General features: G+C 66.0%; 16 protein-coding genes and 1 pseudogene. 11 read left to right on the top strand and 6 right to left on the bottom strand.

All coding sequences use genetic code 11. The features are described 5' to 3' along the window. Positions 1-4 precede the first annotated feature (4 nt). Complete coding sequence (locus AC1REK_RS00830) at positions 5-2,494, bottom strand: ligase-associated DNA damage response DEXH box helicase (protein WP_492267535.1); 2,490 nt, start codon at positions 2,492-2,494, stop codon at positions 5-7. A gap of 252 nt (positions 2,495-2,746) precedes the next feature. Between AC1REK_RS00830 and AC1REK_RS00835 the strand changes: the two genes are divergently transcribed. The 4 genes from AC1REK_RS00835 to AC1REK_RS00850 all read left to right on the top strand — a co-directional run bounded on the left by AC1REK_RS00835 (position 2,747) and on the right by AC1REK_RS00850 (position 6,784). Next, a complete protein-coding gene (locus AC1REK_RS00835) occupies positions 2,747-3,832 on the top strand; it encodes a ligase-associated DNA damage response exonuclease (RefSeq protein WP_492267534.1) in 1,086 nt (361 codons plus the stop codon). Then, positions 3,829-5,466, top strand: coding sequence for a cisplatin damage response ATP-dependent DNA ligase (locus AC1REK_RS00840; protein ID WP_492267533.1), 1,638 nt, complete (start codon positions 3,829-3,831; stop codon positions 5,464-5,466). The genes AC1REK_RS00835 and AC1REK_RS00840 overlap by 4 nt, the downstream gene beginning before the upstream one ends. A gap of 143 nt (positions 5,467-5,609) precedes the next feature. Next, positions 5,610-6,287: a response regulator gene (locus AC1REK_RS00845; RefSeq protein ID WP_066467715.1), complete on the top strand. Its 678-nt coding sequence runs from the start codon at positions 5,610-5,612 to the stop codon at positions 6,285-6,287. Positions 6,288-6,514: 227 nt separating this feature from the next. Next, positions 6,515-6,784, top strand: a complete 270-nt coding sequence (locus AC1REK_RS00850) for a DUF6460 domain-containing protein (RefSeq protein WP_316016605.1) — start codon at positions 6,515-6,517, stop codon at positions 6,782-6,784. 125 nt (positions 6,785-6,909) lie between these two features. Here AC1REK_RS00850 and AC1REK_RS00855 read toward each other — a convergent pair whose 3' ends face one another. Then, positions 6,910-7,806 carry a LysR family transcriptional regulator gene (locus AC1REK_RS00855; protein ID WP_316016606.1) on the bottom strand — a complete coding sequence of 299 codons (897 nt, stop codon included), beginning with the start codon at positions 7,804-7,806 and terminating at the stop codon, positions 6,910-6,912. 109 nt (positions 7,807-7,915) lie between these two features. On the opposite strand from AC1REK_RS00855, the gene phnA reads away from it, so the two are divergent. From phnA to AC1REK_RS00890, 7 genes and pseudogenes are all read left to right on the top strand, one after another. After that, positions 7,916-9,160, top strand: coding sequence for a phosphonoacetate hydrolase (phnA, locus tag AC1REK_RS00860; RefSeq protein ID WP_414644890.1), 1,245 nt, complete (start codon positions 7,916-7,918; stop codon positions 9,158-9,160). Positions 9,161-9,324: 164 nt separating this feature from the next. Next, a complete protein-coding gene (locus AC1REK_RS00865) occupies positions 9,325-10,659 on the top strand; it encodes an ABC transporter substrate-binding protein (protein WP_492267532.1) in 1,335 nt (444 codons plus the stop codon). A gap of 75 nt (positions 10,660-10,734) precedes the next feature. Further along, the gene (locus AC1REK_RS00870; protein ID WP_492267531.1) at positions 10,735-12,474 is read left to right on the top strand and encodes an ABC transporter permease; all 1,740 of its coding nucleotides are present in this window, start codon (positions 10,735-10,737) and stop codon (positions 12,472-12,474) included. 61 nt (positions 12,475-12,535) lie between these two features. Next, the gene (locus AC1REK_RS00875; protein WP_492267530.1) at positions 12,536-13,630 is read left to right on the top strand and encodes an ABC transporter ATP-binding protein; all 1,095 of its coding nucleotides are present in this window, start codon (positions 12,536-12,538) and stop codon (positions 13,628-13,630) included. A gap of 130 nt (positions 13,631-13,760) precedes the next feature. Continuing rightward, positions 13,761-14,231 carry a (2Fe-2S)-binding protein gene (locus AC1REK_RS00880; protein WP_492267529.1) on the top strand — a complete coding sequence of 157 codons (471 nt, stop codon included), beginning with the start codon at positions 13,761-13,763 and terminating at the stop codon, positions 14,229-14,231. Positions 14,232-14,242: 11 nt separating this feature from the next. Then, the gene (locus AC1REK_RS00885; protein ID WP_492267528.1) at positions 14,243-16,462 is read left to right on the top strand and encodes a xanthine dehydrogenase family protein molybdopterin-binding subunit; all 2,220 of its coding nucleotides are present in this window, start codon (positions 14,243-14,245) and stop codon (positions 16,460-16,462) included. A 318-nt stretch (positions 16,463-16,780) separates the two neighbouring features. After that, a pseudogene (locus AC1REK_RS00890) lies at positions 16,781-16,873 on the top strand (integrase); the annotation flags it as partial. Positions 16,874-16,949: 76 nt separating this feature from the next. On the opposite strand, the gene hpaR reads toward AC1REK_RS00890, so the two are convergent. The 4 genes from hpaR to AC1REK_RS00910 all read right to left on the bottom strand — a co-directional run bounded on the left by hpaR (position 16,950) and on the right by AC1REK_RS00910 (position 19,923). Continuing rightward, entirely contained in the window at positions 16,950-17,462 is a 513-nt protein-coding gene (gene hpaR, locus AC1REK_RS00895; protein WP_316016613.1) for a homoprotocatechuate degradation operon regulator HpaR, read from the bottom strand. A 60-nt stretch (positions 17,463-17,522) separates the two neighbouring features. Continuing rightward, positions 17,523-17,936: a hypothetical protein gene (locus AC1REK_RS00900; RefSeq protein WP_492267527.1), complete on the bottom strand. Its 414-nt coding sequence runs from the start codon at positions 17,934-17,936 to the stop codon at positions 17,523-17,525. Between the two features lie 19 nt (positions 17,937-17,955). Continuing rightward, positions 17,956-19,116, bottom strand: coding sequence for a pyridoxal-phosphate-dependent aminotransferase family protein (locus tag AC1REK_RS00905; protein WP_492267526.1), 1,161 nt, complete (start codon positions 19,114-19,116; stop codon positions 17,956-17,958). A 69-nt stretch (positions 19,117-19,185) separates the two neighbouring features. Then, complete coding sequence (locus AC1REK_RS00910; protein WP_492267525.1) at positions 19,186-19,923, bottom strand: amino acid ABC transporter ATP-binding protein; 738 nt, start codon at positions 19,921-19,923, stop codon at positions 19,186-19,188. Positions 19,924-19,931 lie beyond the last annotated feature (8 nt).

Here is a 19,931-nt window from a genome sequence, read left to right on the forward strand (position 1 = left end):
AGGTTCACGCCATCGCCTCTTCGAGCATCTGCGCTTCCGCCTCGGCCAGGATCTCGTCGGCCGCCTCGCCACTGACCGCCTCGCGCCCGATTTCGAGCATGACCGAGACCGAGAGCGGCGAGACGTGATCGAGCGGCTGATGCACGATTCGCCCGCTGATCCGTGTCAGCATCTGACCCAGACGGCCGATATCGAGCAAGCCGGTCGCGGCATCGGCCCGCGCGGCGCGGAGCAGCACATGGTCGGGCTGGTGCCGGCGCAGCACGTCATAGACCAGATCGGTCGAGATCGTGACCTGTCGCCCGCTCTTCTCCTGGCCGGGGAATCGCCGCTCGATCAGGCCGCCGATCACCGCGCAGGAGCGGAAGGTGCGCTTCATCAGCGCCGATTCGGCCAGCCATTCCTCGAGATCGTCGCCGAGCATGTCCTGCGAAAACAGCTCGTCGAGCGAGAGTGCCCCGCGCGCGATCGCCGCCGCCATGTCGCCGAGCGTCCAGACGGCGATGCCATAGTCATTGCAGACGAAGCCGAGCGGCTTCAGCCGTGCCCGTTCCAGCCGCCGCGTCAGCAGCATGCCGAGCGTCTGGTGGGCGAGGCGGCCTTCGAAAGGGTAGGCGACGAGGAAGAAGCGACCGGCGCGCGGAAAGGTCTCGACCAGCAGCTCGCCCGGCTTGGGGAGGCGCGATTTCAGGCGCTGCGCGTGCAGCCAGGACGAGACTTCCTCAGGCAGCTTCGTCCACTCCTTCGGCGAGGCGAGGATGGCGCGGACGCGCGCGGCGAGAAAGGTCGAGAGCGGGAACTTGCCGCCGGCATAGGACGGGATCTTCGGGTCGGTGCCGGCCGCGGTGCGCGAACAGACCACCTCGTTCTCGACGATGCCCTCGAAACGCAGCACCTCGCCGGCGAAGATGAAGGTGTCGCCCGGCGTCATCGTCTCGGCGAAGTACTCTTCCAGCTCGCCGAGCATGCGGCCGCCGCGACTGAGCATCTGCTGGCCGCCGGGGCGCGCCGGCCGCGAGCGCCCGAGCCGGACCTTGAGCATGGTCGATTCGACGATGGTGCCGACATTCATCCGGTATTGCTGGATGGTCTGGGCGTTGCTCGCCCGGTAGAGTCCGTCCTTGCCCCGGCGCAATTTGGCGAAGCGCTCATAACTCTTCAGCGCATAACCGCCGGTCGCGACGAAATCGACGACGGCATCGAAATCGGCACGGGGGAGATCGGCATAGGGCGAGGCACTCAAGACCTCCTCGTAGAGTGCGTCGGGCTCGAAGCCGTCGGAGCAGGCGACCCCCAGCACATGCTGGGCGAGTACGTCGAGCGCGCCGATCCGCGGCGGCGGGGTATCCTGCGCCGCTTCCGCCACCGCATCGAGCGCGGCGCGGCATTCGAGTAGCTCGAACCGGTTCGAGGGCACTAGGAGCGCCTGCGAGGGCTCGTCCATGCGGTGGTTCGAGCGGCCGATGCGCTGCATCAGCCGGCTTGCGCCCTTCGGCGCCCCGACATTGACGACGAGGTCGACATCGCCCCAGTCGATGCCGAGATCGAGCGTCGCGGTGCAGACGACGGCTTTCAGCTTGCCGGCCGCCATCGCCGCCTCGACCTTGCGGCGTTGGCCGACATCGAGCGAGCCGTGATGCAGCGCGATCGGCAGCGTCTCCTCGTTCACGCTCCACAGCGCCTGGAACATGAACTCGGCCTGCATGCGGGTGTTGACGAAGACCAGCGTCAGCCTGTGCGCCTGGATCGCGGCATAGATGTCGTCGACGGCATGGGCGGTGATATGCCCCGCCAGCGGCAGCCGGCGGGCGGTCTGCATGATGCCGATCTGCGCCTTCGCGCCGCCCTTGACGGTGACGAGGCCGGACGGTGTGCCGGCACCGCCGAGATAGGCCTGGAGATCGGCCGGCTCGCGCACCGTCGCGGAAAGGCCGACCGCGCTCATCTGAGGCGCAAGTCCACGCAGGCGCGCGAGGTCGAGCGAAAGCAGGTCGCCGCGCTTCGAGGTGACGAGCGCGTGCAACTCGTCGAGCACGACACGGCGCAGATTGGCGAAGAACGGTTTTGCATCGCGATGCGAGACCAGCAGCGCGAGCTGCTCGGGGGTTGTTAGCAATATGTCCGGCGGGCGCGCGATCTGGCGGGCGCGCTTGGCCGGCGAGGTGTCGCCGGTGCGGGTCTCGACCTTGACCGAGAGCCCCATCTCTCGGATCGGGGTTTCGAGATTGCGGGCAATGTCGACCGCAAGCGCCTTCAGCGGCGAGACATAGAGCGTGTGCAGCCCCTCGCGCTCGCTACCGCGCTCGGTCAGCTCGACCAGCGAGGGCAGGAAGCCGGCAAGCGTCTTGCCGGCGCCGGTCGGCGCGACCAGCAGGGTCGAGCGCCCCGCCCGGGCCTCCTCCAGCAGTGCGAGCTGATGCGGCCGCACGTTCCAGCCGCGGCTGGCGAACCAGGCGGCGAAGGCAGGGGGAAGGGGAGAGGCGACCGCATCCATGCGCCGACAGAGATAGGCTCTGTCGAACGAAATGGGAACATGCGGCGCGTCGTTTCCGGCAGCGGAAGGAGCCACAGCACCGCCCGTCATCCTGAGCGCCGGGATCTATCGTAAGGCTCCAGCGTTCTTCGCTGGATCCCTGGGGCAAGCCCGGGATGACCTCGTATTCTCCCGAAGCGATCGACTGCAGGTAGCCAGAATGCTGCGCTGCTGCCCTTTTCGAGCAGGGACCTCGGCTTATCTTGAGAGGCGATGACAAGAGCCTTCGGCAATCGGCCGCCGCTGCGGCCTTCGGAACTGCTGATTCCGACACCGGCCGGGCTCTACTGCCCGCCCGCCGATATCCATATCGATCCGGTCCGCCCGGTTGCGCGCGCGCTGATCACCCATGGCCATTCCGACCATGCGCGCGCCGGCCATGGCGCGGTGCTGGCGACGCGTGAGACGCTGGCGATCATGGCGCTGCGATATGGCGAGGCTTTCACCGGCTCGCGGCAGGTGGCCGCGCCCGGCGAAACCACTCGGATCGGGGAGGTCGATTTCCGCTTCGTGCCGGCCGGCCATGTCCTCGGTTCGGCGCAGATCGTGGTCGAGCACAAAGGTCTGCGCATCGTCGTCTCCGGTGATTACAAGCGGGAGCGCGACCCGACCTGCGCGCCCTTCGAGCCGGTCATCTGCGACGTCTTCATCACCGAGGCGACCTTCGGCCTGCCGGTCTTCCGCCATCCGCCGGCGAGCGCCGAGACCGCCAAGCTGCTCGATTCCGTCCGGCTCTTTCCCGAACGCACGCATATCGTCGGCGCCTACTCGCTGGGGAAGGCGCAGCGATTGATGGCGCTGATCCGCGAGGCCGGCTACGAGCGGCCGCTCTTCATCCATGGCGCGGTCGAGAAGATCACCGAGCTCTACCAGGCCGAGGGCATACCGCTTGGCGATGTCAGAAGGATCGAGCCCGGCGAGCGCAAGGCCGAGGGACGCAAGGCATTTGCCGGGGAGATCGTCATCTGCCCGCCGAGTGCCATCCAGGACCTCTGGTCGCGCCGCTTCCCCGATCCTGTCACCGCCTTCGCCTCGGGCTGGATGCGGGTTCGGGCCCGCGCGCGCCAGAAAGGCGTCGAATTGCCGCTGATCATCTCCGACCATGCCGACTGGGACGATCTCCAGGCGACGATCCGCGAGGTCCAGGCCGGCGAGATCTGGATCACCCATGGCGAGGCCGAGGCGCTGGCGCATTGGTGCGGCACCGTTGGGCTCAAGGGCATGCCGCTGCATCTCGTCGGCTATGGCGACGAGGGCGAGGCCGAGCCGGAGGGAAAGCCGGCGGAGGTTGCTCCATGAACCGCTTCGCCTGGCTGCTCGACCGTCTCGCCTATGAGCCGCGCCGCAACGGCAAGCTCGCGCTGATCGCGGACTATCTGCGCACCACGCCCGATCCCGATCGCGGCTATGCGCTGGCGGCGATGACCGGCGGCCTCGTCTTCCAGAACGCCAAGCCCGGCCTGATCCGCGCCTTGGTCGCCGAGCGTACCGACCCGGTACTGTTCGCGCTTTCCTATGACTATGTCGGCGACCTCTCCGAGACGGTCGCGCTGATGTGGCCGGCTCGGCATGGCGCCAACGACGTGCCGCATCTGCCCGATGTCGTCGCAGGACTGCAAAAGTCCGGCAAGACCGAGATGCCGCGCCTGATCGCCTCCTGGCTCGATGCGCTCGACGAGACCGGGCGCTGGGCCCTGCTCAAGCTGATCACCGGCGCCCTGCGCATCGGCGTCTCCGCTCGCCTCGCCAAGACCGCCGCCGCGAGCCTTGGCGGCATTCCCGCCGACGAGGTCGAGCAGGTCTGGCATGGGCTCGAGCCGCCCTATACCGCGCTTTTCGCCTGGCTGGAGGGCAGGGGCCCGCGTCCCGAGGCGACCGACCCTGCGCCGTTCCGGCCGGTCATGCTCTCGCATGCCATCGAGGACGGCGATTTCGAAAAGCTCGACGCGGCCGAATTCGCCGCCGAATGGAAATGGGACGGCATTCGGGTCCAGGCCGTCGCCGGCACGCGGCCCGATGGCGGCCGCACCGTCAGGCTCTATTCCCGCACCGGCGAGGAAATCGGCGGTGCCTTTCCCGATCTCACCGAGGCGCTGACGCAGGACGGGGCGCTCGACGGCGAGTTGCTGGTAATGCGCGATGGCGTCGTCCAGAGCTTCAACACGCTGCAGCAGCGGCTCAACCGCAAGGCGGTGACCGCAAAGATGCTGGCCGAATTCCCGGCCCATATCCGCGCCTATGATCTTCTCGCGGAGGGAGAGGAGGATCTGCGGGGGCTGCCCTATACGCAGCGGCGCGCTCGGCTCGAAGCCTTCCTCGGCAAGCTCGACAGCGCGCGCTTCGATCTCTCGCCGCGCATTCCCTTCGCCAACTGGGAAGAGTTGACGGCGGCCCGCGCCGATCCCGCATCAGCCGAAGCCGGAAACGACGCCGAAGCCGTCGAGGGCTGCATGCTCAAGCGGCTCGATTCGCCCTATCTGCCGGGCAGGCCGAAAGGCTACTGGTACAAATGGAAGCGCGATGCCCGGCTGGTCGACTGTGTGCTGATGTATGCCCAGCGCGGCCACGGCAAACGCTCTTCCTTCTATTCCGACTACACCTTCGGCGTCTGGCGGGTGGGCGAGGCGGGTGCGGATGAGCTGGTGCCGGTCGGGAAGGCCTATTTCGGCTTCACCGATGAGGAGCTGATCGAGATCGATCGCTATGTCCGCAAAAACACGCTTAATCGTTTCGGCCCGGTGCGCGAGGTGACGCACAACCCGTCGAGCGGCCTCGTCTTCGAGGTCGCCTTCGAAGGGTTGCAGCGCTCGACGCGGCACAAATCCGGCATCGCCATGCGCTTTCCCCGGATCAGCCGCATCCGCTGGGACAAGCCGCCGGGCGAGGCCGACCGGATCGAGGCGCTGGAAGCGCTCCTGCCGGCCGCGAGCTGAAAAAATGCGAGCCATGGCAGGTTGAAAGAGGCCGACTTACGACATTCGTCGACACTTGGGCATTGACAGCGCCGGAGCGTGGGCGCTTGAAATTTTAGCGGGCGCGAACGCGCCCGAGCCGGGGGGCGGCGCTGGAGATGGCTATGACGGGGCATCCGACACGGATCGTGATCGCGGACGATCACCCGCTGTTCCGTGGCGCCTTGCGCCAGGCGGTTTCGCATGCGCTGGCGGGGGCCGAGGTCAGCGAGGTCGGCTCGCTCGAGGCGTTGGGCCAGGCGCTGGCCGAGGCCGCCGATCTCGACCTGATCCTGCTCGATCTGACCATGCCCGGCGTGCAGGGCTTCTCTGGCCTGCTTTTCCTGCGCGCGGCTCATCCCGAGATCCCGGTCATCGTCGTCTCGGCCAATGACGACCCGGCGGTGATCCGCCGCTGCATCGAGTTCGGGGCGCTGGGCTTCCTGCCGAAGACCGCCGAGGTCGCGCAGATGGGCGAGGCGATCCGCGCCGTGCTCGATGGCGGGGTCTGGACCCCGCCCGGCGTCGATCTCTCCGCGCCCGTCGACCATGAGACTGCCGACATGGTGCGGCGCCTGGCGACGCTGACGCCCCAGCAGGTGCGCGTCCTGATGATGCTGTCGGAAGGGCTGCTCAACAAGCAGATCGCCTATGAGCTCGGCGTCTCCGAGGCGACGGTCAAGGCGCATGTCTCGGCGATCCTGACCAAGCTCGACGTCGACAGCCGCACTCAGGCGGTGATCGCGGCGGCAAAGATCGCGGGAGCCGGCTGGGCTGCGGCGGGCGCTTCCGCGACGAGCTGAGGCTCGAACCGAACGCGGCCTCATCCTGAGGGGCGATCGCAGATCGCGTCTCGAAGGATGTTCCAGCCGGTTCCAAAGCCTCCTGATGCATCCCTTCGAGACGCCGCAACGCGGCTCCTCAGGATGAGGGCAGCAAAATGGACACGGATCAGTTGACGGCGAGGTTCAGGCTCGGTTCAAGCGTGGGCTGATTTATCTCGCAGGGTCGGTCCAGAGGAGATTACGGCATGGCCAATGGTGGCATCGAGCGCTTTCTCGGCGGCTCCGTTCTCAGCGTCCTCGTGCGCCTGCTGTTCATCTCGCTCCTGGTCGGCGCGGCGATGGCCTTTCTCGGCCTGTCGCCGGCGGGGCTCTATGAAAGCGCGCTGCGCTTCGTGCGATCGCTCGGCAATCTCGGCTTCGGCGCGGTGCGCGAGGTCGGCGGCTGGGCCATCGCCGGCGCGCTGATCGTCGTGCCGCTCTGGCTGATCAGCCGGCTGTTCGCCTCGAAGCGGTAGGAGCAGAGGCGGGGCGCGGAGGCGGCTTTGGCCCATCGCGGACGTCTGGAACGTCTGCCTTCAGGCAGTGCAGTTGAGCGAGGAGCAGCATGGCGGCGCTCCTACTGGCTCGGCCATGCTCCCCCTTAGAGCACGCCCGATCTGCACCCAAGCAACAGTTCGACGACCTTCGCGATCGATCCGGCCCGGCTCGTCGAGCGATAGTGGACAAAGTAGGACTGCCCAGGGAAGCCGATCTCGGGGAGAACCGGACAGAAGATCGGCTTGCCCACATCGTTCTGGAACAGGTTGTAAGGGGCGACGATGGTCCCGATCCCGTCGCGGGCGCAGTGCAGTGCGATGAAAAGATGATCGAACAGGTGGCGGAAGCGGACATGCTCGCCGCGCAGCCCCGCACTGTTCAGCCAGTTGGGCCAGTCGGTCGGGCGTGTCACCGTGCCGATCATCTGGTGACGCAGCACGTCGCGCGCGCTTCTGACATCGGCCGTCTCCCGGAATGACGGCGTCGCCAGGAGGCGCATGTCCTCGTTCATCAGCACGAACTTCTCGAAGCTCTGCAGACGTCGGTCGAGCCCGCGATCGCGCGTGATGACGATGTCCCCCAGCGGGCCATCATAGCTCTGATTGGTCATCCGGGTCGCCAGCGAGATCTCGGTGTCGGGCGCGCGCGCCTCGAACTCCTTCAGCCGTGGCAGCAGCCAGTACATCGCGAAGGTGGTCGGCGCCTCGATCGTCACGACATGGCGCTTGCCGGTGCCGGCGATGTCGCTGCAGGCCGACATCATCTCAGTGAGCGAATGGCCGATCCGCGAAGCGAGCAGTTCGCCCGTCGGGGTCAGCACGAGCTGGCGGCCCTGTCGGCTGAACAGGTCCTGTCCCAGCCATTGCTCGAGCTTGCCGATCTGCCGGCTGATGGCGCCATGGGTCACGCCGAGTTCGTCGGCTGCGCGGCCTAGGCTGGTCCATTGAGCCGCGGCGGCAAAGGCACGCAGGGCCGAGAGCGGCAATTCGCGAGGTTTCATCTAATGTGACTTCAGCGCACAGATAGGTGAGTTATTATCGATTTTTTCGCGCGATTTAAGCCCCTATCGTCACCCCATCGCCTGGAACGAAGGAATGGCTGGCATGACGATGGGGACCAACGCAGAGATCAGGGTCAACGGCCGCAGCTACCGCAGGCCGACCGTTCCGACCGTCGTGATCTGCTTCGACGGCTGCGATCCGCGCTACATTGCGCATGGCCTGGAAGCGAACCTGCTCCCCAATATCTCGCGGGTCATTTCGCAGGGCTTCTATGCCATCGCCGATGCCGCGATGCCGACCTTCACCAACCCCAACAACATGTCGATCGTCGCCGGCGCTCCACCGAAAGTGCACGGAATCGCCGGCAACTATTATCTCGACCGGGCGACCGGCAAGGAGGTGATGATCACCGACGCCTCGCTGGTCGCCTCGGGCACGATCCTGGCTGCGCTTGCCGATGCCGGGGCGCGCGTCGCGGCGATTACCGCCAAGGACAAGCTGCGCAAGATGCTGGGCAGCGGCCTGAAGGGGATCTGCTTCTCCTCGGAACGCGCCGGCGAGGCCACTCTCGCGGAGAACGGCATAGAGAATGTCGAGGCGCTCGTCGGACGCAAGGCCCCCGACATGTACAGCCCCGATCTCTCTCTTTTCGTGCTCGATGCCGGCATCAAGCTGCTCGAAGCCGGGCGCGCCGACCTGCTCTATCTTTCGCTCTCCGACATGGTGCAGCACGCAGCCGCACCGGGTGATGCGCTGGCCGATCAGTTCAACCGCGATGTCGACCAGCGCGTCGGCCGCCTGCTCGAGCTCGGAGCAGTCGTGGGCATCGTCGCCGACCACGGCATGACCGATAAGAGCGGCCCCGACGGTCGGCCCCAGGTAGTCTATCTCGAAACCCTGCTGAACCAGCAGTTCGGCGCCGGCTCGGCCCGGGTCATCTGCCCGATCACCGACCCCTTCGTGAAGCATCACGGCGCGCTCGGTTCGTTCGTGCGGGTCTACGCCACCGGCGACACGCCCGCAGATGTGCTGATGGACGCGGCCGCCCGCATCCCGGGGGTCGGGCTGGTGCTCGACGGCGTCAGCGCCGCAGGGCGCTTCGAGATGCCGCTCGAGCGTGAGGGCGATTTCGTCGCGATCGGCGACACCCATACCGTGATCGGCTCGCGTCCCGACGAGCACGACCTGACCGGTCTCAACGGCCACAAGCTGCGCTCGCATGGCGGGCTCTCGGAGCAGCCCGTGCCATTCATGCTCTCGCGCCCACTCAGCGCCGAATACCAGGCACGCGTCGGTACTCAACGCCTGCGCAACTTCGACATCTTCGATTTCGCGCTCAACGGCACGGCCTGACCGTGCCGGCAGGTCTGATCTGCAACCCTGGACTCGCGGCGGCTGACCCGACCGGCGCGAGCGGAAGGACTACGCGTTTCGACTTCTGAACGTCTGCTTGGATTCAACGACAACAAGAACAAGGCGGAAAAAGAAAATAAAACCAACATGGTAGGAGGAAACACATGAAGCGTAGAGATTTTCTGATCGGCTCGTGCCTTGCGCCGGTCGTTCTGTCTGCGTCCGTCAACGCCCAGCAGAAGCGGACACTTTCGATCGTGACCTCCCTGCCGAAGGAGCTCTCCTCGGCTTACAAGGCGGCCTTCGAAAAGCTCAATCCGGACATCAACGTCGAGGTCCAGCAGCGCGGCACCCAGGCCGCCGTCACCTATCTGCGCGAGACGCGGGCGAAGAGCGCGACCGACATCTTCTGGGCTTCGGCGCCCGATGCCTTCGAGGTGCTCAAGGGCGAGGGCCTTCTGGCCAAGTTCGTGCCGGCCGACACCGGCGTGCCGGCCAAGATCGGCGATTATCCGATCAATGATCCGGAAGGCTATTATGCCGGCTTCGCGCTCTCCGGCGCGGCGATCATGTGGAACTCGCGCTATGTCCGGGCCAACAACCTGCCAGCCGTGAAGGGCTGGAACGACCTGGCCCTTCCCGTGATGTTCGACCATGTCGCGATGGCGATGCCCTCGCGTTCTGGCTCCACCCATCTAACGGTCGAAACCATCCTGCAGGCGCGAGGCTGGAAAGATGGCTGGGCACTGCTGAAGTCGGTCTGCGGCAACATGCGGCTGATTACCGAGCGCTCCTTCGGCGTGCCGGACGGCGTTACTTCCGGACAGTTCGGTTTTGGCGTGGTGCTCGACTATCAGGCCCTGGCTGCGCGCGGCGCCGGCTTCCCGGTCGAGTTCGTGCACCCGAGCGATACAACGATCGTTCCCTCCAACATCGGCGTCGTGAAGGACGGGCCAAACAGTGCCGCGGCGCAGAAGTTCATCGAATTCATGCTGTCGCCGGACGGTCAGGCGATCCTGTTCGAGCCGACGGTTGGCCGCCTGCCGGTGCGCCCTGATTCCTACAAGAAGGCGCCCGCCGGCACGCCGAACCCCTTTGCGATCGAATGGGGCGGTGGTGGCGGCTTCAAGTTCGACGTGGACCGTTCCGAGAAGCGCTACGCCATCGTCGACGTGGTTTTCGACCAGCTCATCAGCTTCCAGCTTCAGCCGCTGAAGAACGTCGCCAAGACCCTGCATGCTGTCGATGCCAAGCTCGCCAAACGGCCGAATGCCGAAGCCGCGACGCTGGCCGCGCAGGCGCGCGAGGCCATCGCCCTGATGCCGTTCGACGAGAAGGAGGCGCAATCGGCCGAGTTCGCTGAGGCCTTCCACGGCTCCAACGAGAAGAAGAAGGGCCCGCGTCAGGCGGAGCTGGAGCAGAAATGGGCGAGCTTCGCCCGCGACAACTACGCGAAGGCGCAGCAACTGGCCGACAAGGCCGCCCAGCTGGCCGGCTGACCCATGCGAAAGGCGGCTCCGGCAGGCGTCGGAGCCGCCCTTCCAGATCGAGTGGCGTAGGGGACAAGGCTCATAATGTCGTCGATTACCAAGACCGACCTGGCCGACCGGCCGGGATTCGCCGTCCGGCTGGGCGGCGTCGCATTCGGGCAATACGCTGCGGCCGGGCTGATCGCGCTGTTCCTGCTTGCCTTCCTCGTCGTCCCGGTGCTGACCGTTATCGTGGCTGCGTTCCAGGACAAGCACAGCGGCGCCTTCACGCTGATCAATGTCTACGACTTCCTGCGCAACGAGCTGTTTCTCCGCTCGTTCTGGAATTCGCTCTACGTCTCCCTGATGTCCGTGCTCTGGGCGACGGTGCTGGCGCTGCCGCTGGCCTACATCACGACGCGCTTCGCCTTCCGTGGCGCGGTGATGATCCAGACCCTCGGCATCATTCCACTGATCATGCCGCCTTTCGCCGGCGCCATCGCAATGCAGCTCCTGTTCGGGCGCAACGGCACGGTCAATCTGCTGCTGGGAGACTGGTTCGGCATCAACATCCCGCTGATGGAGGGCCTCAACGGTGTGATCTTCGTCCAGGCGGTGCACTATTTCCCGTTCATCCTGATCAACCTCTCGACGTCCCTGCGCAATATCGACCGGGCGATGGAGGAGGCGGCGCAGAATCTTGGCGCGCATGGACTCCGGCTGTTCCGGAAGGTGGTGTTCCCTCTGGCCATGCCGGGCTACATCGCCGGAGCCTCCCTGGTATTCGTCAAGGTCTTCGACGACTTGGCGACGCCGCTGCTGCTCAACGTCCAGGACATGCTGGCGCCGCAGGCCTTCCTGCGGATCACCTCGATCGGCATTGCCGACCCGATCGGCTACGTCATCGCCGTCGTCCTGATCGTCTTCTCGGTGTTCGCGCTCTGGCTGGCCTCCTTCGCGACGCGGGGCAAGGACTACGCCACCATCCAGCGCGGCGGTGGCGGCCTCTCCAAGCGGCAGATGACGCGGCTCGACGCGGTCTTCGCCTATGGCGTGATCGGCTTCATCCTGGCGATCGTGCTCGCCCCGCATCTCGGCCTGCTGCTGCTGTCCTTCGCGACGATCTGGTCCTATGCGCCGCTGCCCGACGGCTTCACCTTCGCGCACTATCGCACGATCTTCGGTGAATCCTCGCAGCTCATCACCAACACGCTGATCTATGCCACGCTGGCCGGGATCATCGGCGTCTGCCTCGGCACCGCCATCTCCTACCTCGTCGCGCGAACCAAGGTGATCGGCGCCCGCTGGCTCGACTTCATCGCCATGTCAGCGCTCGCCGTGCCCGGGGTTGTCCTCGGCATGGGCTATCTGCGCACCTACTACGCGATCGAACTGCCCTGGGGCGGATCGCTGGCGGCGTTCTGGGGCATGATCGCCATCGCGCTCGGCGTGCGCCGCCTGCCTTACGCCCTCAGGGCCTGCAGCGCCGCCCTGCAGCAGGTGTCCGTCTCTCTCGAGGAGGCGGCGGAGAATGTCGGCGCGACCAAGGCCCGAACGATCCGGCGGGTGGTGGTGCCGCTGATGACCGGCGGCATCGTCGCCGGCTTCGTCACCAGCTTCGCGACCGCTGCGGTCGAGCTGTCCGCAACCATGATGCTGGTGCAGTCGACGGCCGATGCGCCGCTCGCCTACGGGCTCTACGTCTTCATGCAGTCGCCTGCCGGCCGCGGCGCCGGCGCCGCGCTCGGCGTGCTCGCCGTCGTTATCGTCGGCATCTGCACCTACCTCAGCCATGTCTACCTCGAGCGGCGCTCGGCCCCGAGCCGGCGTGAGGAGGGGGCGTGATGGCCGCGCAAACCGCCCGTTCCCTTGTTCCCGACGTCCCATCGCCGGAGGTTTAGGCGCCATGACACATATCGACGCGAGCGGGCTCAAGACCGCCGGCATTTCGATCCGTAAGGTCAACCTGTCCTATGGCTCGTTGCAGGTCCTGAAGAACGTCGACCTCGAGATCCAGCCCGGCGAGTTCTTCGCGTTCCTGGGGCCATCGGGCTGCGGCAAGACCACGCTGCTGCGGGTGATCGCGGGCTTCAACACGCCGCAGAGCGGCAGCGTCACGGTCGGCGGGCGCGAGGTGCTGTCCCTGCCGCCCTGGAAGCGCGATGTCGGCATGGTCTTCCAGTCCTATGCGCTCTGGCCGCATATGAGCGTGCGCAAGAACGTCGCCTTCGGGCTAGAAGAGCGCAGGCTGCCCAAGGACGAGATCGGGCGCCGCGTCGACAAGGCTTTGGAACTGGTCGGCCTCGGCCATCTCGGCTCGCGCCGACCCTCCGAGCTATCCGGCGGCCAGCAGCAGCGTGTCGCGCTGGCGCGGACCATCGCGATCGAGCCGACGGTGCTGCTGCTCGACGAGCCGCTGTCCAATCTCGATGCGAGCCTGCGCGTGCAGGTGCGGCGCGACCTGCTGGCGATGCAGCGCCGGCTCGGCCTCACCACCATCTTCGTCACCCACGATCAGGAGGAGGCGAACACGATCTGCGACCGTATCGCCGTGATGAAGGATGGTGTGATCCAACAGGTCGGGACGCCGATGGCGCTCTACGACAACCCGGTCAATCTCTTTGTCGCCAGCTTCCTCGGAACGGCGAACATCCTCGACGGGGCGATGCGGACGAATGGCCGCGAGCAGGTCTTCGAACTGCCCTGCGGCAGCCGATTCCCGGTGCCCGACGAGCACCGCAACGGCGCCAAACTGTTCTTCCGGCCGCAAAATGCGCGGCTGGCGCTCGCCGGAGACCAGGCCGAGACGGCCAGCGTGCGGGTCAAGGGCAAGGTGTCCCACAAGGAATTCCTGGGGGCCTCGGTGCGCTATGGCATCCGGACGGAGGGAGGCGAGGTTTTCGCCGACATCCCTCATGCCCGCGGGGAGGCGCATCTGCCGGACGAGCACATCGTCGGCGTCGACGTGCCCCTGAGCCCGGTCAACTATCTGCCCGCCTAGCGAGATCCTCCCCTGGTCGCGCCCGCTGGATCGGGGGCGGGGCCGTCCGGGGCCGGCGTGCGTCCGAGCGCTCAATGAAATGAGGTGGATCTGCCGTCACGCCGATCCGCTCGTCATCTGGAGAGATGCAATGGCTATTTCGAAGGCACTCAACGTCAACGGCAAAAGGGAAACGCTTACCGTCGACGATCCCGACATGCCGCTGCTCTACGCGCTGCGCGACAACCTCGCCTTGCGCGGCCCGCGCTTCGGCTGCGGCATGGCGCAATGCGGCTCCTGCACCGTGCAGGTCGACGGCGAGGCGGTGCGCTCCTGCGTCGTGCCGCTGTCCTCGCTCACCGCCGAGCAGAAGGTCGTGACGCTCGAAGGCCTGGGCACGCCCGAAAAGCCGCACCCGGTGCAGCGCGCCTTCATCGAGGAGCAGGCGGCCCAGTGCGGCTACTGCATCAACGGCATGATCATGGAATCCGCCGCCTTCCTCAGCAAGAACACGCGGCCGACCGAAGCCGAGGTCAAGGAAGCACTGAAGGACAATCTCTGCCGCTGCGGCACGCATACCCGCATCGTCAAGGCCGTCCTGCGCGCAGCCAGCAACGGGTGAGGAGAGCGATCATGAACATTCAGATGTCTCGGCGCCGGCTCCTCAAGGGCTCGGGCGCATTGGTCGTCGGCTTCACGCTTGCAGGCCGCGCCGGCGCGGCGTTGGCGCAGGGCGCGAGCCTGCCCGCCGCCAAGCCGCTGGCGGTGACCGAAGTCGACGCCTTTCTCTCGATCGACATCGACGGAATCGCGACAGTCTATTCGGGCAAGGTCGATCTCGGCACCGGCGTCGCCACCGCCCTGCCGCAGATCGTCGCCGAAGAGCTCGACCTGCCGATGGCCGCGATCAGGTTCATCCAGGGAGACACCGGGCTGACCCCCGATCAGGGCATCTCCTCGGGCAGCCTCGCGATCCAGAACGGCGGAATCCAGTTGCGTCAGGCTGCGGCGACGGCGCGCAACGCCCTGCTCGACGAGGCCGCCAGGCGGCTTCAGGTCGCCAGGGAGGAGCTCAGCGTCGTCGATGGCGTGGTCAAGGCGAAGTCCGGCCAGTCGGTCAGCTATGGCGCGCTGATCGGCGGCAAGAACTTCAATCTCAAGCTCGACCCGAAGAAGCCGGTCGCGACCAAGGCGCCGAAGGATTTCAAGGTCGTCGGCAAGTCCGTCGCCCGCATCGACATTCCCGGCAAGGTCACCGGCCAGTTCACCTATATGCAGGATGTTCGCGTCCCCGGCATGGTCCATGCCCGCGTGGTCCGGCCGCCGGCGCTGGGCGCGAGGCTCGAAAGCGTGGACGAGAGATCGGTCGCTGGCATCCCCGGCGTCACGGTCGTGCGCCAGAAGGACTTCCTCGCCGTCGTCTCACCAAGCGAGTGGAACGCCGTCAGGGCCTCGCAGCAGCTCGCGGCCAAATGGTCGAAATCCGAGACGTTGCCCGACCAGGCCAAGCTCTGGGACCATGTGCGCAGCACCAAGGTCGTCAAGGACGACGTCACCAGCAATATCGGTGACGTTGCTGTCACCATGGGCAAGGACGGCCGCACGCTGTCCGCGACCTATGATTTCGCAATCAACCTGCACGGCTCGATCGGGCCGTCCTGCGGCATTGCAGAGTTCAAGGACGGCAAGCTGACCTGCTGGTCGGCCTCGCAGGCGACGCATAATCTGCGCAAACAACTCGCCGAGATGTTCTCCATGCCGGCCGAGGATGTGCGCTGCATCTATTTCGAGGGCGCCGGCTGCTATGGCCGCAACGGCCATGAGGATGCGACCGCCGATGCCGCCCTCATCGCCAAGCTGATCGGCAAGCCGGTGCGCGTGCAATGGTCGCGCGCCGACGAGCATGGCTGGGAGCCGATGGGACCGCCGACCCTAATCGACCTCAAGGCGACGCTCAGCCACAAGGGCGAGGTCACGGCCTGGGATTCGCGCTTCATTGTGCCTCAGGGCATGCCGGGCAATTGTCCGCTGGTGGCGCAGGAGCTGGCCGGTCTGCCGGCGCCGCCGGTGCTCTCGCCCGGGAATGTCATTCGCAACTCGGATATCCCCTACGGGATTCCCAATATCCGCACGATCTGCCACCGGCTTGAGACCACGCCCTTCCGTCCGTCCTGGATCAGGGCGCCGGGGCGAATGCAGAACACCTTTGCCAATGAGTGCTTCCTGGACGAACTCGCCGCCGCGGCGAACGTCGATCCGCTGGCGTTCCGGCTGAAGTATCTCGACGACAAGCGCGGCATCGAGCTGCTCGAGCGCCTGCGGGCCTTCGTCAAATGGGAGGCGCGCGCCTCGCCCCTGACCAAGGCGAGCGGTACCTCGGCCGGCGTGCTGAAGGGGCGCGGTGTCTCGTACACGAAATACGAGAAGACCCGAACCTATGTCGGCGTCGTCGCCGAGGTCGAGGTCGATACGGCGAGCGGGGCGGTGCGCACCACCCGGTTCCATGTCGTCCATGACTGCGGCCAGATCATCAATCCCGATGGGGTCATCAGCCAGATCGAGGGCAATATCCACCAGACCGTCAGCCGTACGATGAAGGAGGAAGTCCATTTCGACCGGGTGATGTCGACCAGCCTCGACTGGGCGAGCTACCCGATCATGACCTTCCCCGAGATGGCCGATATCCGCGTCGAGTTGATCGACCGCCCCGACCAGGCCCCATGGGGTGCGGGCGAGCCGACCGCGGCGGTGGTCCCCTCGGCGATCTCGAACGCGATCTTCGACGCGACCGGCGCCCGGCTGCGCTCGGCCCCCTTCCTTCCGGAGAAGGTCAAGGCCGCGCTGACAGCTTGACGTCGAGTGCGCCGTTGTAACGCGGACCAGAGAGACCCCGGCCAAGTCTATGTGCCAAGCCAGTTCGCTATCGGGCACGAGCTTGAAACCGGGTTCTCACCGGCTGCCGGGCGATTGAGATTGTGGTCGCGCAGTCCGCAATGGATCGCATCCTTTTCCGCGGTCGTGGGCAATGGATACGGCGCGAATCTGGAGGCCTGCGTCTCAGTCTCATGCCGAGGTCGGCTTCTGGCGCGTCTCGATCGAAGGCGAGCGCCACGGCGGGTGCAACATTTGATAAAGTAGTCCTGGATGCGGCATCCCATGACGGGATCTGCCATGGATATCCATCCGCAGAAACAGCTGCCTCATCAGGCGTGGAACCTCGGTCGCATCATCGGACCGAAACCACCTTTGAAGCCGAAGCATATCTAGGCGATACGGACAAGGTTACAGCACGAGGGGCGTGTTGGGGGCACCGCGACGTGTGGCGGCCCACTGACTCGCTTCAACCCGCAAGCTCCGGCCCTTCTAAACACTCTTCAAGCTGCCGGAGAAGGCTTTGTAGTTCGGCCAAGCGCTCGCTGCCATATCGCCTGGTGATCTCGGAATAGATCGCTTCAGATTCCACGCCGGCGCGCTCGATCAGTTCCATGCCCTGTGGCGAGATCGAAATGATACCTCGACGGTGGTCGGATGCCGAGGTCCTGCGGAGGATGAGTCCGCGTTCATCGAGATCCTTGAGGATGCGCGACAGGCTGGGGCCGAGCAGGAACGTCGCTTCCGCGAGCTCCGTCACCTCCAGGCTGCTCTGGGAGTTCAGGGCCCGCAGCACCCGCCACTGCTGCTCGGTGATGCCGAAGCGGCGGAGGCTGGCGCGGAAATGGCGCATTACGGATTCGCGCGCCCGTAGCAGCGACATCGGCAGCGAGCGCGAGAAATGCCTGATCCGGACCCGTGCCTCGGATGGGTTGGTATCGTTCGGCATCGGTCCGGCGCCCTTATGCGTATTCTCAGTCATGATCGGTCCCGGAGGCGGAGCGCGACGCGGACCAAGGTTCACGGTCGCGCCACCGCCTAGTCAAGCCTCGGGCTTCTCGGGGTTGCCGCGCTGCTTCAGATAGTCACGATAATTGCTCGTCTTGAAGTTGAGCGTCTCGTCGGCCTCTTCCATCTGCACGGAAATACCGAGCGGGCTCGCGGCGCTGACAGCGGCGAGATAGGCCTTCACCGCATCGAACACCCCGCGGGCGGCCTCCTTCTTGTCCTCGTCTGAGCGGCCCTTAGCGATGCGCAGCATCACGTGCACAAAGGCGTTGTCGGGGTGCCCGTCGACGATCAGATAGTTGGCGACCGGAACGCCCCGCGTGCGCGCGCCGGCGAAGGGGAAGATGGCGCCGTCGCCGATCAGAGCGTCCTGCGTGGTCTTGAGCAGGCCGGAGACGTCGATGCGGGATTCGAGGTTGGCCGAGTATTCGACCCAGATATGAGGCATGTCGATAATCCGATGCGGTTCAGCTGAGCGAGGCGACGGCGGCGGCGACACCGCAGCCGGGAGTGGGGACCGCGTGGCCGAGCGCGGTCAGGCTGCGCTCGAGAAAATAGAGGTCGGTCAGGACGTCGGCTTCGCTGATCAGCCCCATCGTACCGATGCGGATGACCCGGCCGGTCAGCTTGTTGCGAGCGCCTGCGATCGCGGTGTTGTAGGTCTCGTACATGTGTTTGACGATGGCTCCGCCGGTCAGCGGCTCGGGCACGGAGGCGACGACGACCGTATGCGAGGCGGTCGCCTGATCGCCAAAGGCCGGGAGACCCAGCGCGAGGCAGCCGGCCCGCATCGCATCCGACAGGCGCTTATGCCGGGCGAAGACCTGCGGCAGTCCTTCCTCATGGATCATCGTCAGGGCTTCATGGACGCCAAACAGCAGCGAGACCGGGCAGGTAAACGCCGTCTCGTGCTTGTCGACCACCGCCAGGGCTTTGCGCATGTCGAGGTAGAAGCGCGCACAGCGGTCGTCGCGCTCGATGACCTTACGGGCCTTTTCGCTGACGCTGGCGAAGCCGAGGCCAGGCGGGCACATCAGCGCCTTCTGCGAGCCGGTGACGATGATGTCGACGCCCCATTCGTCCTGTCGCAGTTCCAGGCCGCCGAGCCCGCTGACCGAGTCGACCAGAAGCAGGGTATCGCGGTCGCGCAGCAGCGCCCCGATCGCAGCGAGGTCGGTGACCGCGCCGGTGGAGCTCTCGTTGTGGACGGCGACCACGGCGCGATAGTCGTCCTTATCGAGCTTGGCGGCGATCACGGCCGGATCCGGCGTCCAACCCCACTCGCTTTCGATGACGTCGACCTCGGCCCCGAGCGCGCGGGCGATCTGGGCATAGCGTTCGCCGAACTGGCCATGGACAAGCGCGAGGACCTTCTCGCCGGGCGCGAGCACGTTGGCGAGGCTGGCTTCCATGACGCCCGTCCCCGAGCTGCCGAAGGTCAGCACCGGTGCCGTCGTCCCGAACAGCGGTTTGATCCATTGCTGGATCTCCTCGAGGATTACGCGCATCTCTGGACCGCGATGGTTGACGATCGAGCGCGCGGTGGCCTGGCGGATGCGCTCGGGAATCGTGATCGGGCCGGGCAGGCGCAGGCGGTAGGGATAGGCTGAGGACGGCGATGCGGTCACGGTCAAGCTCTCCGAAGGATAGGCTAGGCGTTGCTCTGTGCTTGGGGATGCCGGTGGGCGACCGACCGGCTAGTGGATGACTTGCTGGATGAACTGGCGCGCGCGCTCGGTCTTTGGGGCGGAGAAGAACGCATCGGGCCCGCCGACTTCAGCAATGGCGCCGTCCGCCATGAACACGACACGGTCGGCGACGGCGCGGGCAAAGCCCATCTCATGGGTGACGCAGATCATGGTCATGCCGGTACGGGCGAGCTCGATCATGACGTCGAGCACCTCCTTCACCATTTCCGGGTCGAGCGCGGAGGTCGGCTCGTCGAACAGCATCACGTCGGGGTCCATGGCGAGCGCGCGCGCGATCGCGACGCGCTGCTGCTGGCCGCCGGAGAGCTGGTTCGGGAATTTCCTGGCCTGGTGGCCGATATGGACGCGCTCCAGCAATTCCATCGCGCGGGCCTCTGCGGCGGCGCGCGGCACATGTTTCAGCTTGATCGGCCCGAGCGTGAGATTGTCCAGGATCGACAGGTGCGGAAACAGATTGAAGTTCTGGAAGACCATGCCGACGCGCTGGCGGATCTTCTCGATATTGTCGTCGTTCTGGGCGACGAGTTCACCGCCGACGGTGATCGCGCCCTGCTCATAGGCCTCGAGGCCGTTAATGCAGCGAATCATCGTCGACTTCCCGGAGCCCGAGGGGCCGCAGACAACGATGCGCTCGCCCTGCCGGACCTCAAGGTCGATGTCCTTGAGAACGTGGAAATCCGAATACCACTTGTTGAGGTTTGCAAGCCGGATGAGAGGCGATGTCATGGCAGTGA

The organism is Allobosea sp. GW823-FHT02B03 (genome assembly GCF_058797755.1).

Bases quoted from the DNA above. Each gene is read 5' to 3' on its own strand.
- AC1REK_RS00885 (WP_492267528.1), top strand. From the start codon at position 14,243: ATGAACATTCAGATGTCTCGGCGCCGGCTCCTCAAGGGCTCGGGCGCA.
- AC1REK_RS00845 (WP_066467715.1), top strand. From the start codon at position 5,610: ATGACGGGGCATCCGACACGGATCGTGATCGCGGACGATCACCCGCTG.
- AC1REK_RS00855 (WP_316016606.1), bottom strand. From the start codon at position 7,806: ATGAAACCTCGCGAATTGCCGCTCTCGGCCCTGCGTGCCTTTGCCGCC.
- hpaR (WP_316016613.1), bottom strand. From the start codon at position 17,462: ATGACTGAGAATACGCATAAGGGCGCCGGACCGATGCCGAACGATACC.
- phnA (WP_414644890.1), top strand. From the start codon at position 7,916: ATGGGGACCAACGCAGAGATCAGGGTCAACGGCCGCAGCTACCGCAGG.
- AC1REK_RS00850 (WP_316016605.1), top strand. From the start codon at position 6,515: ATGGCCAATGGTGGCATCGAGCGCTTTCTCGGCGGCTCCGTTCTCAGC.
- AC1REK_RS00880 (WP_492267529.1), top strand. From the start codon at position 13,761: ATGGCTATTTCGAAGGCACTCAACGTCAACGGCAAAAGGGAAACGCTT.
- AC1REK_RS00865 (WP_492267532.1), top strand. From the start codon at position 9,325: ATGAAGCGTAGAGATTTTCTGATCGGCTCGTGCCTTGCGCCGGTCGTT.
- AC1REK_RS00840 (WP_492267533.1), top strand. From the start codon at position 3,829: ATGAACCGCTTCGCCTGGCTGCTCGACCGTCTCGCCTATGAGCCGCGC.
- AC1REK_RS00910 (WP_492267525.1), bottom strand. From the start codon at position 19,923: ATGACATCGCCTCTCATCCGGCTTGCAAACCTCAACAAGTGGTATTCG.
- AC1REK_RS00870 (WP_492267531.1), top strand. From the start codon at position 10,735: ATGTCGTCGATTACCAAGACCGACCTGGCCGACCGGCCGGGATTCGCC.
- AC1REK_RS00830 (WP_492267535.1), bottom strand. From the start codon at position 2,494: ATGGATGCGGTCGCCTCTCCCCTTCCCCCTGCCTTCGCCGCCTGGTTC.
- AC1REK_RS00835 (WP_492267534.1), top strand. From the start codon at position 2,747: ATGACAAGAGCCTTCGGCAATCGGCCGCCGCTGCGGCCTTCGGAACTG.
- AC1REK_RS00900 (WP_492267527.1), bottom strand. From the start codon at position 17,936: ATGCCTCATATCTGGGTCGAATACTCGGCCAACCTCGAATCCCGCATC.
- AC1REK_RS00875 (WP_492267530.1), top strand. From the start codon at position 12,536: ATGACACATATCGACGCGAGCGGGCTCAAGACCGCCGGCATTTCGATC.